This window comes from Andreesenia angusta, assembly GCF_001855385.1.
Taxonomy (GTDB): domain Bacteria; phylum Bacillota; class Clostridia; order Tissierellales; family Gottschalkiaceae; genus Andreesenia; species Andreesenia angusta.
Genome location: NZ_MKIE01000006.1, coordinates 1 through 16,971 on the forward strand (window position 1 = coordinate 1; position 16,971 = coordinate 16,971).

General features: G+C 43.4%; 8 protein-coding genes. 6 read left to right on the plus strand and 2 right to left on the minus strand.

The window, feature by feature from the left end; genetic code table 11:
• Positions 1 to 132: 132 nt before the first annotated feature.
• Both pdxT and pdxS read right to left on the minus strand, forming a co-directional pair.
• On the minus strand, positions 133 to 720 hold the full coding sequence (gene pdxT, locus EUAN_RS07915) for a pyridoxal 5'-phosphate synthase glutaminase subunit PdxT (protein WP_071063451.1): 588 nt from the start codon (positions 718 to 720) through the stop codon (positions 133 to 135).
• Position 721: 1 nt separating this feature from the next.
• The gene (gene pdxS / locus EUAN_RS07920) at positions 722 to 1,612 is read right to left on the minus strand and encodes a pyridoxal 5'-phosphate synthase lyase subunit PdxS (protein WP_071063453.1); all 891 of its coding nucleotides are present in this window, start codon (positions 1,610 to 1,612) and stop codon (positions 722 to 724) included.
• Between the two features lie 173 nt (positions 1,613 to 1,785).
• Here pdxS and hepT point away from each other — a divergent pair, with 173 nt between their 5' ends.
• From hepT to EUAN_RS07950, 6 genes are all read left to right on the plus strand, one after another.
• A complete protein-coding gene (hepT, locus tag EUAN_RS07925; protein WP_211266328.1) occupies positions 1,786 to 2,211 on the plus strand; it encodes a type VII toxin-antitoxin system HepT family RNase toxin in 426 nt (141 codons plus the stop codon).
• Positions 2,212 to 2,215: 4 nt separating this feature from the next.
• Positions 2,216 to 8,116 carry an IPT/TIG domain-containing protein gene (locus EUAN_RS07930; protein ID WP_071063455.1) on the plus strand — a complete coding sequence of 1,967 codons (5,901 nt, stop codon included), beginning with the start codon at positions 2,216 to 2,218 and terminating at the stop codon, positions 8,114 to 8,116.
• A 37-nt stretch (positions 8,117 to 8,153) separates the two neighbouring features.
• The gene (locus EUAN_RS07935; protein ID WP_071063457.1) at positions 8,154 to 8,501 is read left to right on the plus strand and encodes a hypothetical protein; all 348 of its coding nucleotides are present in this window, start codon (positions 8,154 to 8,156) and stop codon (positions 8,499 to 8,501) included.
• 54 nt (positions 8,502 to 8,555) lie between these two features.
• Entirely contained in the window at positions 8,556 to 11,318 is a 2,763-nt protein-coding gene (locus EUAN_RS07940) for an S-layer homology domain-containing protein (RefSeq protein WP_071063459.1), read from the plus strand.
• 10 nt (positions 11,319 to 11,328) lie between these two features.
• Positions 11,329 to 12,807, plus strand: a complete 1,479-nt coding sequence (locus EUAN_RS07945; protein ID WP_071063461.1) for an S-layer homology domain-containing protein — start codon at positions 11,329 to 11,331, stop codon at positions 12,805 to 12,807.
• 232 nt (positions 12,808 to 13,039) lie between these two features.
• Positions 13,040 to 16,906 carry an S-layer homology domain-containing protein gene (locus EUAN_RS07950; protein WP_071063463.1) on the plus strand — a complete coding sequence of 1,289 codons (3,867 nt, stop codon included), beginning with the start codon at positions 13,040 to 13,042 and terminating at the stop codon, positions 16,904 to 16,906.
• The last annotated feature ends 65 nt before the right edge of the window (positions 16,907 to 16,971 follow it).

Here is a 16,971-nt window from a genome sequence, read left to right on the forward strand (position 1 = left end):
ATAATCTTCACATACTTTAATTTTAATCTCTTTGCTATATTTAGGTGTTCTGCTCATAAAAAAATACCTCCAAGTAGATTATCTAATTTTAATTAATTAGACTGTCCACTTTGGAGGTATCATATCAAATCCCTAAGCAGGTTCTTTGCACATATTGAGGAAATACTCTAGAAAAGAAGTGTCCGGCGTAAGCTCCGGGTGGAAAGACACGGCCAGCATATTGTCCTGCTTTGCTGCCACGATATTTCCGTCCGCGCTGCATACAACTTCCACGTCTTTGCCGACTTCCACTATATAAGGCGCCCTTATAAACACAAGCGGAATAGGCTTCTCAGAAACAGCAGGCACAATCTGCTCTACACCGAAGCTTCCTAGTTGCCTTCCGTATCCGTTTCTGACTACAGATATATCCATAACATCAAGGTGACGTCTGTCGTCGTTTTCAATCGACTTAGCAAGGAGTATCATTCCGGCGCAAGTTCCCCAAACAGGAAGCCCACCGCTTATCTTCTCGCGAAGAGGTTCCATAAGTTCGAACTGGTTAAGTAGCTTACCTATGGCTGTGCTTTCACCGCCAGGGAGGATTATTCCGTCCAGATTCTCTAAATGCTTAGCCTTTCGGACCTCAGTCACGCTGGCGTTCAGGGACTCCAGCGACGCTCTGTGCTCTCTAAAAGCCCCCTGAAGTGCAAGCACCCCTATATTTAGACCGCTGTACAAACTACCAACCTCTGTTGGCCATTCTGTCCTTCTCGGCCATAGTAGATACGTTTATTCCGACCATAGCTTCTCCAAGGTCTTCAGATATCTCAGCAAGCACTGAAGGATCGTTGAAGTTTGTAACGGCCTTTACGATAGCGTTCGCTCTCTTGGCTGGATCTCCAGACTTGAATATTCCAGATCCTACGAATACTCCATCGCATCCAAGCTGCATCATCATAGCCGCATCGGCAGGAGTAGCAACTCCACCAGCAGCGAAGTTTACAACAGGAAGTGATCTGTTTTCGTGAACATACTGAACAAGGTCGTGTGGAGCAGAAAGCTCTTTCGCGTAGTTCATAAGCTCTTCCTTGCCCATGGCAGAAAGCTTGTTTATCTCAGAGTTCATAGCTCTCATATGCTTTACAGCCTCTACAACGTCTCCAGTTCCAGGCTCTCCCTTAGTTCTGATCATAGTAGCGCCCTCAGCGATTCTTCTAAGCGCCTCACCAAGATTTTTCGCCCCGCACACGAAAGGCACAGAGAAAGTCTTCTTGTCTATATGAAGCTTGTCGTCAGCAGGAGTAAGCACTTCACTCTCGTCCACGTAGTCTACTTCAAGCGCCTCGAGTATTTGAGCCTCTACGAAATGTCCTATTCTAACTTTGGCCATAACAGGTATCGATACAGCTTCCTGAATCTCCTTTATAAGCTTAGGGTCAGACATTCTAGCTATTCCGCCTTCTGCTCTTATGTCGGCAGGAACTCTCTCAAGCGCCATAACTGCGCAAGCACCGGCAGCTTCAGCTATTTTTGCCTGCTCTGCGTTTGTAACGTCCATTATAACCCCGCCCTTTAGCATCTGCGCCAGGTTCTTGTTTAAATTGTATCTTTCTAGTATTGAATTGCTCATATTATAAATCCCCCTTAAAATACCCATACAATATTATGTACAAGCTCTATATTTATGATTACAATTATATATTGTACTCATGCAAAAATCAATAGATTTTTCAAAATAAAAACTGGGTAAAAGATACACTGATATATGCCGATAAAATCAATATGGTGTATTGTATAGAAAGGGTGGTGAGACTTATAGATAGAGGTATGATTTTCAACAAGGTGGGAACGATAGAACGGTGTTTAGAAAGAGCAAGAGATGTGTATGACGGGAATCCGGACAATCTGAAAGACAATACAAAGCAGGACTCGATAATCATGAATATTCAGAGGGCTCTTGTAGCTGTACAGGATATATCCATGCATATAGTGGTTACGCAGAAGCTTGGAATCCCCCAAAACAGCAGAGACGCTATAGAAGCGCTCGAAGAAGTGGGGATAATAGACGGCGACATGCTGAAAAAGCTAAAGGCCATGATAGGATTTAGGAATATAGCGGTCCATAGCTACCAGAAGCTGAACATGGAAATACTCAGAGGCGTTATAGAGAATAATCTATGTGACTTTGAGGAGTTTACAGATAGAATAATGAAATACATAAGGAGGTAGAAAAATGATAAAGAAAAAACTGCTGTCGCTGTTGCTGGTGTTTGCAATGGTGATGGGTATGTTGCCGTTTGGGGAGATAAGCGCTTATGCGGCGAATGATCCCTATGTGAATAATATTACCGTGAAGAGAACAGTAGAGAGAAATGTGGATGATAAAGATAAAGTTACGGAAGAAAAAATTCAAGTCGTAGAGCTTAGTGGAGGGAACTTAGATAAGCTCAAAGAAGCTAAAAATGTCAAGGTAATCCTCCATAAAGGTAAGGATAGAAAAAGTGGTCAGCTTGGGATTGTAAATCCCCCAGAAGTAGATGAAACTGGGACGAATATGACGCTAAAATTAGGATCTGGACAAGTAATCGAGCCTGGAGAAGAATTTTATCCTGAGATAACTTATGAGATAGATGGAGATAAAAAAACTAGCTGGGACGAAGACGATCCAAAAAAATTGATAGTCGGAAGTATAATAGACTATATATCTATTGCGAATACTGGGGTTCAAGTTGAGAAAGGAGGGGAATTGAAATTTGAATTTCTTTTAAATACAAAAAAAGTTGCTGCTGAGAGTTTAAAAGTTTATCTGAAAAAAGAAAATAATTTAGATCCAATTTTTATAGGTGAGATATTTGCATCCTCGAGTAATAATAAAATAGAATTGACTGTAAATGCAGAACCGTCAGAGTATGAACTGATAGTGTCTAATGATCTATACAAAGATGCAACATCTCATTCAAGCTACAAATTTATAACTGTAAATCCAGGGCCAGATGATATAAAAATTCACAGGATTGCTCCAAGACTGGGCTCTGATAAAACAGATGTAATAGTTGCTGGAGAAAATTTGTACAATGGAATGAAAGTTGCATTTGGAGATAAAGAAGCAACGTATAAAAAAGGCGAGAAAGTAACTATCCAAGGGAAAGAGTATGAAAGTATAATAGTAAGCCCTCCTGAAATAGCGGACAATGAAGATAAAAAAGTCCCTATAAAAGTTGCAGGCAAACATGTAACTGTGGAAGGAGAAAGTGACAAAGCGTATTTTTTCTATGCAGATAGAAGAGAAATAGTAATAGATGAAAATCTTTCTGACAAAGAAGGTAGAGAAAATACTATAGTTAATCTAGCCATACAAGGGAAACATTTTCAGGACATACTGAATAATAAAAGTGAAGAGACTTCCATAGCTAGGACTAACGACAAAAGTAGGCTTACTTTTACAAGAGAGGTGGAACCAAGCAATACGCCAAGCCACTGGGTAGCAACAGCCAACAAAAGAGAGCGAACACTCAGAGTGAGAGTAGGATCAAATAGTTATGGAACGTTTGAAATATTTAATGCTGATGGAGATCCTATGGATGGGGCTATATCTGAAAATGGGACTAATGCTCAAACTATATTAAACAGTTTGATAACTAATACTCCAGAAGTACAGAAGCTAAATATAAAGGTAAGATTACCTTATAGAGATGAAGAACCTAGTCCAAAGCTATACTTAGAAGTCGTAGATAAGTACTATAATGGGAGCGATCTTGTATTGGAGGATACTTCAGAGGCAAGTATGGACTTTACGATAACAAGTTTTCAAGAGCCTGAGATATCAGAAGTAAGCGTATTAGAAGGACCAATAGCATCATCGGGAGCTGAAAGTGAAAAAAGAGTAATAGCTGAAATAAGTGGAAACTACTTTTTGGTGAATAATGTTGGGGAAAGTAAGCCTATAGAGCTTCCAAAAGTATTTCTAGTTCCAAAAGGAGAATACAAAAAAGATGACATAATAGGACTTGCAAGCCAACTATATGGTCTAGAAAGGTCTTATGCAGACGATAATGAGGATTACGAAAACATAGAAAGCTATGTACAGGCAAAAGGGAAAGAAGAACTAAAAGCACTACTTAAATATAGAGGAGATATAAAGGAAGAGACTGTATACAATGGGATTTCAAAAATAGAAGACGTTCCACCTAATAGTAGCAAAGATGGCGATAGGATAGTTGTGGCTTTTCCGAGTTCAGAGAAAACGGGAGAGCGAGATATATTTGTTGTAAATCCTGACTTAGGTGCAACTAAGAGTGATAAGACTTTTATATTTAAAGAAAAGATAGAGAATAGTAGATGGCCGGAAATAGAGTCAATAACTCCAGAAAGAATAAATTTCAAGGGAGGCACTGAAGTAACTATAGTAGGTAAGAAAATACCTCTAGAAAAATCAGAGTTAATACTGACTGTGGACGGACATAGGGTAAAAGATGCGGATATAACTTACTTAGCTAACTCGGAAAATATTGAATTTCAGACTTTGAAATTTAAGGCACCTGGTGGCTCTATAGGATCTAAAGTTGTTCAGATAATAAGAAAAAGTCCATCAGGAGATAAGTGTGGCCTGACATCCTACAACTACCAATTAGATGGAGTGTCGGTAGCGGATGAAACTTTTGAGTATATAGATGATGATTCAAAACCAGACCTTGTAGGAGGAATATTCCCGGAAGAAGGTGGTCCGGGGACACCTGTATATATACATGGAGAGGGTTTTAAGCAAGGGTCTAAGGTAATAATTCAGGGAAGCCGAAAAGGTGAGACGATAGAAATTACACCTGGGTCAGACGATATATGGCAAAATGGAAAGATAATCTATTTTGAAATACCGAGTTTAGTTGAGCAAAACAATCAACTAAAAGATAAATTCACTGGAGATGAGGCTTATATGAAAACAGGGCCTAAAAGTATTTCGGTTAAAAGTGAAGGTGGCGCTGTTTCAGATAAGACATACAAGTTCGAATATAGAAATCCTCCAGGAGTAGAAACGGTAAAAATAAAAGAAGTGAATCCTAGTTACACTATAAAAGGGACCGATATAAATGTTACGCTGACCGGTGAAAACTTCAAGTCGGGAATAATAGTTCTATTCGGCGGAAGAAAAGCTGAAGTGGTGAGCATAAGTGGGGATGGAAAAAAGCTAGTGGTAAAAGCTCCTCCGTATGTGACAGCAGAGAAAGTAGATGTTGTGGTTTATAACAAAGATACTGGATGGGACAAGCTAGAAGATGGCTTTGAATATCTGGAGTCGGGAGAGACCAAACCGGAAATAACTGAAATCAAAAATACTGCGACAGGAGATGCTACAGGGGTTTTGAGCGGTGGTGAGACTGTTAGCATAAAGATAGGGCCATTCGTAAAAACAGATAAGCTTCCACAAGTGTATTTCGGGGGAAGTTTAGCCCCATATCCAGAAGAAACAGAGGCTATAAAGACGGAGTGGGAGAAAAATAAAAATGATGAATATTACACGGCTATTCTCTACGTCAAGACTCCTGCTGCAAAAGAAGCTGGATCAGTAGATGTAATAGTAACGAATCCAAGAGATGCCGCCGGGATAGCTGTAAAAGAAAAAGGCTTCACATATAAATCCTCCGAACCCAATATAACCAAGGTATACGAAAGTGTGATCCCTAAAAACGGGGGCAGGGAGATATATATAGAGGGAACCGGGTTCATGAAAGCTAAGAGCTCTGATTATAAATCTGCCAACCCTTCAAAAGGTGAAAAAGTCGAGATGGAGATAGAGGTGCAGTTCGGAGCGGAGAGCAAGTCTGAGGACATATTTGGAAGCGGCGTTACGACCCTTCAAATGGATAACTTCAAAGTGGATTACTATCCAAGTGGAAAAGATGGAGGGGACAAAAACATAGAAGTCATAAAAACTGGCGAAGGCTTCGGGGCAGGAGCATCTACCAGTGGAAATGTATCAGCCAGCATAACCCCGGGTGAGCCATTGTATGTATCTCTTAGGACTTCCGGAACAGCAGACATCTCCGAGGGAATAAAAGTAGAGGTAGACGGAGACAAGCTTATAGCCACAAGACAGATGGCCATAAAAGCCGCTGTAAATACGGAAGGAACCCAAATAACTGTTAAGACTCCTCCTATGCTGAAGCTTGGCAAAGATATAAGCCTTACTGTCACAAATATAGATGGAGGAACTGCCAGCTGGAAAGGGCTTGAAGTCAAGAATCCGGCCAGCAAGCCCAAAATAGTGGATATAGACGAAGACAATAAAGGTGCAGTTAAAGAGGGACAGGAGATTATAGCTTACCGTGTGACTTCTGGAGTGAACGGAGGGAAACCTTTCAGCATAAAGGTGACGGACTTCGCAGATGGAGCTGTAGTAAGCATTGGAGGCCAGAAGTACGAGCAGGGAAAAGGGTACGAGATTGCAAGCCGTGAGGGAGGAAGCACGGTCTGGCTTAAAATAACTCCTGTGGCTGCAAAGCCCGAGGACATAGGAAAGCAGCTTCCCATAATGGTAACCAATCCTGACGGAGGGTCAGCCAACTCCAAGGCAGATATAACTGTTGGGAATCCAAAAAAACCGGCCTATTTCTTTTACCAGGAGTCGGATAGCAATCCTGTGATAACCTCAATAGAGCCGAACGAGGGTTCTACCATAGGCGGAGAGAAAGTAACTATAACTGGAAGTGGATTCAAATATCCAGATGTGGAAGTCACGTTTGGAGGTGTGAAGGCCGAGCTTGATCCAGATCCAGGACCGGGAAAAGAGCAGAGCAGCACAACGCTTCATGTACTGGCTCCTCCAGCGGACAGCCCTGGCGAGGTGGATGTATATGTAGAGAATACAAAGGAATACGGAATGAGTAATTCCGTAAAATACACCTACAAGGCTTCACCGGTAATCATAAAGATAGTGCCTAATGTAGTGCGATCTATCGGTGGAGAAAAGGTAGAGATAATCGGTAAAGGGTTTGAAGAAGGAGCGACAGTCAAGATAGGCGAAGAAGAGCTTCCGGCCGAGTCTGTCAAGTTCGTAGACCAGTTCAAGATAGAGATACTGACACCTAAAGTAGAGCTTCCGAACGGGGTTGACGAGCTCAAAAAGGACGTGACAGTTACAAACCCTAACGGCGAAAGCGATACAGAAAAAGACGGAATCACGTTTATAAGACCGTTTCCTATGAAACCCACGGGATTTAAAGCCACAGCTAAGCCAGGAAGAACTATACTGCTTGAGTGGGATGAAAGGATTCTAGATGACGATGAGAGTAAAATAAGGCCTAGGTACAGAATAGAGATAAGCGACTCTAAAAACGGTCCCTTCAAGCATCTAGGGGAAGTAGAGGACAGTATTTCCTCTTACTTGGTTAGAGACCTGGAGCCGAACAAGAAGTACTATTTCAGGCTATGGGCGCTTAACCAGTACGGCCAGTCTCAAGGATTTGCAGAGGCCAATACGACAACTCTTAAGCCGGAAGACGACAGTCAGGATGGGGAGTTTGAAGACGATACAGAGACCGAGTCTCAGGTGCTGGAGTCGGGCGGAAATATAACAGTGAACTACTCTAAAAAATACACTACAGAAGACTATGCACACGACTTCATAGCTGTAAAATATACAAACTACAGGACTATAACACTCAACATTCCTGCAGCTGTTGTAAACAAAAGTGGAAACGGAATACTGAGCCTTAAGCACAGAGACTTCGAGATAAAGTCGGCGCTGAGCACGCTGAAGAGCGGCGAAAGGGAGTACAAAGACGGCGAGATACTTCAAGTAAAGATAACAAAGCTGTTTGGAGGAGAGCAGTCTACAGCTCTGAAATACGCTCCATCCGGATATACAGCTCAAAACCAAGGTGTGAAGATAGAGTACACTGTGGGAAGCGGAGCAAACAACACAGCGCTGGAGAATGTAAAGGGAATGATATTTGCAGTCTATGTGGACAAACCATTGCTTTCAGACATTGGGCACTATAGTTACAAGCCAGGAGAGATGGCGGCTGTGCGAGAGAAGAGCGTATACAGCAGAGTCTACAGCGATGTACACAAGAAAGAAGTCTACAAGCTGGACAGCAACGTAAAGAGAAGCGGATACTATATGGCATTTGGAAAATAGCAGAGTTGTGATATTATATAGGAAAGGAGTGATCGCCGTGGAAAAAGAGATACTGAAGTTGCTAAAAGAAATGAAATCAGAAATGAGCGAGATGAACAGAAGGTTTGAGGGTGTAGAGAAAAGGCTTGATGGCATAGACCAAAGGCTTGACGGCGTGGATCGAAGGCTTGACGGAATGGAGTCTACGCTGAAAGAGCATGGACAGATGCTGAACGCCATTGAAGAGAGAACAAAAGTGGATTCGGTCAGAATAGAAAATCTAGAGTACAACATGGCCACTGTTTCGGGCGATATAAAAGGCATTAAGAAGAGCGTGTCTAACATAAGCATAATAACTGCCCAAAACTGGAGCGATATAGAAGAGATAAAGAAAAAAATAGGATAAACCGGGGCGGGGAGAAATCTCCGCCCTATAAAATTTGAAAGAAGGTGTATTCAATTGAACAGGAAAAAAAGATTCGTCTCAATTGCACTTGCGATAGCACTGACTTCGGGCTCTGCTATAGGGCTTGCGGAGCAGGGGGACAACATACCGGAGTATCCGGGAGAGACAGGTTACAGGGAAAAGTATGAAAATGCAAACTTCAAAGACATGAAAAACCACTGGGCCAGCGATGCCGTCTATACAATGGGGTCGCTTGGAATGATGAAAGGTACAGGCGGAGGGGCATATATGCCGCAGAGAAGCCTTACAAAAGAAGAAGCACTCCTCCTTATAGTCAGACTTATGGGGCTGGAAGACGAGGCACAGGCCGAGGGGCTAAAGCTTGCAAAGCCGCTGGATACAGCTGGATACAAGATACTGAACCCGTACCACTACAATGTGATGGGGGCTATAAGTGTGGCCGAGTCGGCAGGAATACTGGACGACAAAGAGCTTGCGAATATAAACCCGGTGACAGAATCTACACAGCAAAAGATAGACAGCGAAGTGGCCAAAGAGCTTGGGAGCTACAGCAACAAGAGGCTTACAGCGTCACAGTTGAAGAACATAGAATCAGAGCTTGCAGAAAAAGTGAAGAGGAAGTACACGTGGGGGCAGCCAGCGTCTAGGGAAATTGCGGCCTACTGGCTAGGCAGGGCCATTTCGCCGGAGGGAGTTACAGGAAATTCCCAGCAGGCTGTAGCCACTTTTAAAGACTGGGAAGCGATAAGAGAGAAGTACATCCCATATATAGAGGCCGTAGTTCAGAACGGATATATGAACGGAAACGACAGAAACGAATTTGCTCCAAAGGGGACACTTACAAGGGCCGAGATGGGGCAGATACTTTACAATGCAAGAAAAGAGAAATTAAAAGAGCAGGGCTACAAGCTGGAGACGGGAAAAGTTATCAAGATAGAGCATGAAAGCACCACGCAAGACGGAAAGTCCATAAGCAAGAGGACGGTGCAAATCAGAAACTCCGACAACAAGACAGTGGAGTTCTACACGCAGTCGGCCTCAGACGGAGACGCAAAGTATGAAAGAGGGCTGCTTACGTATATAGGAAAGCGGCTTTCAAACCAGGAAAACATAAGAGTGGGGCAGATGCTGGACTTCTACATATCCCCTTTGGGAGAGGCGGCGCTAGCTACAGACTCCACAGCCCAGGAAAAGCGTCTTGAGGGAAAGCTGCTTGGAAAGTACGAGGACATGCTGCTTTTAGAGGGTTCAAATGGACAGAAATACAGGTATCCACTGGCTGAAGGCGCTGTTTTAAGCGTAAACGGGAAGTCGGAAGAGATGTCTGACCTTGTAGCAGGCATGCAAGGAGTGTTCCATATGATGGACAGCAAGATATACAAGCTGGAGATAACAGTTCCAGAAGGCGGACTTGGGGGAGGCGGAAACATAGCGGTTGGAGACTATTTCGACACAGGAATAGTGGTCTCCAAGTCGGAAGCAGGCAAGAAGCTGGTGCTGGCCAAAGACGGTGGAAGCACCGAGACTTACGACTTATCTGCAGTGCCGAATGCGCCAGTGTACAAGGATGGGGCAGTGGTGAGCTTCTCCAGCATAAGAGACGGGGACAGTGCCACCATCTACTTCTCGGACACTTCAAAGTCCATAGCAAAAATAGTGCTTTCACCCCATAAGACTAGAACGGTTAAATGCATATATAAAGGAAGGATTTTTTACTATAACAGAAACAAGGACGAGATAAGGCTGGGAGACAGCAGTCTGCTGGACGGAACAAGCAAGTGGGAAGAGCTTTCCGAAGAAAGGACACTTCCGATAAACGACAGGGCAGACATATACGCCACAGACGAGTCGGGAACTACAGATATACTGATATCTAGAAACACTTTTGAAGACTACGCAACATACAAAGAGCAGCAGAGGACCTATATAGAGAATGCGCTGAAAGAGAACAAGGACGTATATCTTTACACGGAAGTCGTAAACGGCAGAGAGGAAATAACCAGAATAGTGCTGAAAGAAGTAGGCGAGTACAGGTACAGCGGCGTTGTAAGCAAAGTTTCAAACGGAGTTGTGTCGATTCCATCCAATCAGAACGTCTACTATAACAACAGCACCATAGTCCTGAAGGAGGGTAGGCTTGTAAGTCCGGCCACCATAAAGAGCGGAGACACTGTCACAGTCTACACACATCAGGGCAGAAACACAGCTGCGGTTATCGTAGTAGAGGGGGTAGACGTTTCAGAGTATCCATTTACAGTCTACAGCACCAGAATAGTGGATGTGAACCTTATAGGGCAGAGTATAGAGGTTTCCGGTACGGCCTCGCAAAAGGTGCAGGGAAGCACTGTGTCATCGCCTCCTGTAGAGACGCTGAATTTGCCTACAGATGCGGTTATACAGCTTGTACCTGGAAAGACAAAGCTCAGCCAAGACGAGTTCTTCACAAGATACTACAAGCAGGGAGAAAAGCCCAAAGCCAAAATAGTGACAAACAGCACGGGAGACATACTCTCTATGCAGGTATACAGTGAAGACTATAACAGGCCAAATCTTGGGGACATAAGAACCGGAAAAGTCAGTGGCAAGAACTTAAACAATGAAACTGTAACATTGACAGATGTAAGGACTTGGACCGGAAATGGCTGGAGCACAGGAGTTAAGTCCATGACATTCGACTTCTCGAATGCTATAGTGCTGGTGAACGGAGTGCCTTCAAGGCTTGACCGCGTAAAAGACGGAGCCAGTGTAGATGTAATAACGGACGTAAATACTGGACATACAATAATAGTTAGATAGGAGTGAAAACATGAAGAGAGTAGTGAGTGTAGCACTGGCGGCCATTATGCTGCTGTCGCCGATAGCATCTGAAGCCCAGCGAGGAGGAACCGGATTCGAAGGCGGAATAAGGCGTAACGAAAGAGACAGCTCAAAGAGCAAGTCCTACAAGGAAGTGATCTATATAACAGGAGAGCCTGTAGAACTCGCGGGAACACTTGAAACAAAAGTGGCTGCCAAGTCCATAAGGTACAAATACGAACTTGAAAACATAGAGAAAGGCATAACTCTCAGCAGAAACCTGACACTTGCAAGAGAGCTTTCACCTTCCGAGGACAAGACTCAGGTTGTAGAGGTGAACAAGATTACAAAGTACAAAGAAGAGATAGAGGCAGATGGAGACGAATACGAACTGGTGGAGTATCAGTTCCACAATTCTACAGTCGACGACAACCAGCCCATGGTGACCCACTACCAGGGAAGCTGGAACGGAAAGAAAGTATACGCTGTAAACGAAGATGAAGCAGAACTCACACAGACTATAACAGGCAATACATTTGGATTCGACCAGTTTTGGGGAGCTACAGAGAAACAGGTATTGAGGTATGAGTTAGATTATGAGCCGAATGAGAGCACGAACACGGAAGATCCAGAGGGTGAAGCAGGAGCAGGTCCATGGAGTGGGACAGTAGACACGCAGGTATCCATAAACAAGACAGTAAAGGACGCATATATACCTCACACAAACACTGTCTCCAGTTTCGACGGGATATACACATTGTCCGAAGGCGACGAGACTGTTATGAAGTACGACTACAACCTTCCCATACTGGGAGAGAACCCAAACAACTACAGAAATATAGGGAGTGGAGCCACAAGCTACAGGACCACGCCTACACAGGAGCAGCTTTATATTCCAAGGTATGTGGATATAAAGACCCACTGGGGCGAGATGTATATAAAGAAGCTGGCGGGACTTCAGGCTGCCAGCATACAGCAGAAGTATTTTCTGCCGGACAAGAACATAACCCGAGAGGAGTTTGCCGTGTGGCTTGTAAAGTCGCTCAGGCTGGAGGGAATGGAAAAAGACAGCACAAGAGAGCAGACAGCAGGGGGAGAGCCTAAGTTCGAGGATGTCAGTAAGAGACACCCCAACTACGACTACATTCAAAACGTGCGAGACAGAAAGATCATGAACGGAGTTGGAGATAACAGGTTCGGACCAGAAGAACACCTTACAAGAGAAGAGGCAGCTGTCATAATAGCGAGGGCACTCGGGATAGAGCGACTGGCGCCGAACCTTCCGTTCTACACAAGCTACGGAGACGACAAAAACATTTCGATCTGGGCAAAAAAAGCTGTATACTCTGTAAATCAGGTCGATATAATGAGTGGGTATGGAGGGAACTTTATGCCGAAAGGTACACTTACCCGTGCAGAGGCAGCGGCTCTTGTGGAGAGGATAATCGACTACATGAGAGTAGACCTTAAAGGAGAGTACGGAATTTAAAAAAATATGCTTAAACTTTCGAAAAGAGGGTAAAAAAATACCAAGGTCTGATTTTGAAATAATATTGTAATCAAAAGTTGACCATGTAAGTTCTCCGTGTTATAATTGACCTTGTAACAATGGGAGAACTATTGCTGGTCGGAAGATCGGCGATATTGGAGGTAATGTACATATACTTCCGTGTTCAAGAAAGAAAAGAAATTATATAAATATCTAAGGGGGTACAAACATAATGAAAAAAAGAATTCTTTCATTAGCACTAGCTTCGGCAATGGCTGTTGGAACAGTTAGCGGAGCTTTTGCAGAGACAGAAACACCAGAGGTGCTAAACGGTCCTCAGTATATCAAAGGAAATGAATCAAAAGAGTTCATGCCAAACTCAAAGATAACTAGACAGGAAATCGCTGTTATGGTAGGTAGAGCTCTTGAGCTAGAAGGATCTAACCCAGACTTCAAAGATGCAGACAAGATAGCTGCATGGGCAGACGAGTTCGTAGCAGGACTTCAAGACGCTGAGATAGTAAAGGGAGATGAAAAAGGAAACTTCAACCCTACAAACAAGATAACTAGAGCGGAACTAGCTGCAATGGTAGTTAGAGCTTACGAAAATGCTACAGGAGAAGAACTTTCAGAGGGAGACACTTCTTTCGACGACGTAGCTGACAGTGCATGGTATGCAAAAGAAGTTAAGAAAGCTGCAGAAGCTGGACTAGTTCTAGGGGATGGAGAAGGAAGCTTCAACCCAATGGGAGAGGCTACTAGAGCGGAAACAGTTATGATGATAAACAGAATGCTAGGACTTGGAGAAGGTAACCTTCCTTCAGACGTAGCTGAACTACTTGAGACAAGCCTTGTAGACAAAGCTCAGTGGCCATCATGGGCAGTAGACGCTATACTTATAGCATCTTCAGCATATGAGTACACTGTAGGAGAAGATGGAAAGATAACTATAGTTGAGGACGAAGAGCCTACAGTTGAACTTAAGGTTGAGTCGGTAAGTGCAATTAACCACCAGTCAGTACTAGTTAAGTTCAACCAAGAGCTTGAGTCTGTTGACAAAGCAGATTTCACAATAAACAATGGAGTTACAGTTTTAGAAGCTAAGTTCGGAGCTGACAAGAAGTCTGTATACCTAACTACTACTTCTCAAAACCAAGGAACAGAGTATACTCTTTCTTACAAGGGAGAAGTATCGGGAACATTCACAGGAACTACAGGACAGTTCAACAGCAAGATAACTGTATCTACTACAGACAGTGAAGTTAAGCAAACAAGTACACCTACTGCAACAAATGATGCTAACATCAACCGTGGAAAGCGTACTTACACAATAAACGTTAAAGATCTTAACGGTAAAGTTGACCTTGCTCTAATACAAGGTGGAAACTACAATGCTACAACTGGAGAATTTACTGATGTAGACGACAACATGCGTGCTGATTTCGGAGCGGTTACTTCAGTTATAGAAGAAGTAAACGGATCACCACAAGCAGCTGGAACAAACTTTGTAAACAACGTTGAAATACCAGCTAACGGAGTTATAACTGTAACAGTTGACAACACTACAGGAGCTGAAAACGTAAGACTTGTAGCATTCCAAGATACAAATGCTGACAACCAACTTACTGTAGACGCTAATGGAATAGCTAAGGAAGAAGTAGGAATAGGCGGAAGAACAGGATACTATGTTGCAAAAGCAGCATTTGGAGCTTCTAACCCTAATACAGCAGGTGGATTCGTATTCACTGATATAGACTCATTTGTAGATGGCGCAGGAAACCTATACAGCTACGATGCAAACGATAAGTATCAAGTAGGCGGAGTAGAGATAACTAAAGATCAGTTCGAACAGATAATAAACGCAGGAGATGTACTAGCAGTAAGCTACAACACAAGTGCAGACGGAGTGTCTACATTCAATATAACTACTGAGACAGGATTCGAAGCACCAGCAGCTGCACCTACAGTAAATGTACGTAACCTTGACAGTGGAGCTACTATGAACGATGTAAGAGTAGACTTCCTACGTGGAGTACATGCAAATGGAACATTGAACCCAACATCTACAGTTTATACAGTACAACGTGCGTCAACACTAGGTCCTGACGGAATAGACGGAACTATAGATGACATAGCAGCTGGAGACGAGCAATGGGTAACAGTTGGAACAGTTGCAGGAACTGAGACTCTTCGTTACGATGACAAGAACCTATCTGACGGAGCTTATGTATACCGTATAGTTGTTAAGAACCCAGTAACAGGAGTTGAGTCTAGAACAGCAAGAAGCGCTAAAATAGTCCTTCCAGCTAACCCTGATACTGTAGCACCTCTTGCAATTCAAACTACTATGAAAGATGCAGGAAACCCTAACGAGCTAGACTCTGGAGACAAAGTTCAAATGCTTTTCAACGAGGAAATGAAACTTGAGGCTGGAGATATAGTACGTCTTCAAGATGCTGAAGGCGAATACTCTAACGTAGTACTAGGGACAGGAAACACTTTCACAGCTACTACAGTTGGAGATCAAACACTTTTAACTATAACTTTCACAGCTAAAGCTTCAGTAGACGGTGGAAAGACTTTTGCTACTGATGGTGTTATACAAACAGCAGCGCTGACTTGGACTGCTCAGACTGGAGTAACTGACCTAGCTGGAAATGATGTAAACCTAGCTGGAAGTGACACAGCTGTAAATGTTGACATTGTTCGTCCTACAGCTGCAGTTCAGACGATTGGTGTAGTTGGAGGAACAAGTTTCGTTATAAGATTCAACGAGCCAATAGATCGTGCAGATGCTGCTAAGATAGCTAATTACACTGTAACTAACGGTGGAGGACTTAACAATCCTGTAATTGCAGTTGAGGTTTCAGATGTCAACCCTAGAGCATATACAGACGTAACAGTCTACACTAGAGATGCTCTTAATGCTGGGGCTGTGCTTGCTCAAACAGTTGCTGACCTAGCTGGAAATGAAGGAAACCAAACAGGACTAGCTATATCTCCTGCAGTTGCAGCTCCAACAATAACGCTTAATGTTGCGCCTGCAAACAACACAGTATTCCCAGTAAGCACTGTAACATTCGAAGGAACTGCAAATGCGAATGCTGGAGTTTCAGGAGTACAAGTGAGAATAGACGGTGGAGCATGGGTTAACTCTGGAACTAATGGAGTTACAGTTACTACAGATGACGGAGCTTTCGACGAAACTTCTGAAGACTTCGACGCTACTATAGCAGGACTTTCTCAAGGGGTTCACACATTCGAATTCCGTACAGTTGAAAATGGAGGAGCTGTTTCAGCGGCTTCAGCAGTTCGTACAGTATACGTATCATCTGTAGCTTCAGGAGCACCTGCGATAGACGCTCTTGCGACTCAATCTGCAGCATGGCAAGATGGAGCTATAAATGCGGCTGAGGACAACGCAGCTCTAAATATGAACGTAACACTACCTGCTGATGCAGCACCTGGAGATGTTCTTCAAGTTCGTGACGGAGGAAACATCGTAATAGGAACACACACAGTAGCGGCTGGAGAAGAAGGAACTAGCGTGGCTGTTTCGATAAGCGCAGCTAACCTACAAACTTTGACAGGAGCTGATGCAGTTAGCAACATAACAGCTAGAGTGCTAAGAGGAACAAACAACGCTCTTGCTAGTGCAGACTCTGCAGCTGTATCAATATACTTCGGATCTACAGCGCCTACTGCTACTATCACAAATGCAGTTTATAATGACGCAGCTAACACGATAACTCTTACTGGAGCAGACTTCAACACTCTTTATGACGGAGCTGGACAAGTTCTAGGAGTTACTGATATAAAAGGTCAATTAGATGCGACTAAGGTTTCGTTTGTTGACTCTCAAGCACAACTAGTTCCAGCGTTCAATGCTGCCAGCATAAAATCGGCTGTAGCTCAGAACAATACTACACTTGTTATAACGTTGACTGACGCTTATGCAGCTCAGTTCGAGAATGTAATTCTAGCTACAGACGGTCTAGTAGCTGCGGATACTCTTGCTATAGCAGCTGGATTTACTAGCGACAGCGCAGGAAACCTATCTGCTGGAGATAACTTAGCTGCTGATGGTCTAGATGTATAATATCGGAGATAGAAGCTTAGAATATTATAACTAAGATTGAAACACAAGCCGAGCTTTGAAAGGCT

Bases quoted from the DNA above. Each gene is read 5' to 3' on its own strand.
- EUAN_RS07930 (WP_071063455.1), top strand. From the start codon at position 2,216: ATGATAAAGAAAAAACTGCTGTCGCTGTTGCTGGTGTTTGCAATGGTG.
- EUAN_RS07945 (WP_071063461.1), top strand. From the start codon at position 11,329: ATGAAGAGAGTAGTGAGTGTAGCACTGGCGGCCATTATGCTGCTGTCG.
- EUAN_RS07950 (WP_071063463.1), top strand. From the start codon at position 13,040: ATGAAAAAAAGAATTCTTTCATTAGCACTAGCTTCGGCAATGGCTGTT.
- pdxS (WP_071063453.1), bottom strand. From the start codon at position 1,612: ATGAGCAATTCAATACTAGAAAGATACAATTTAAACAAGAACCTGGCG.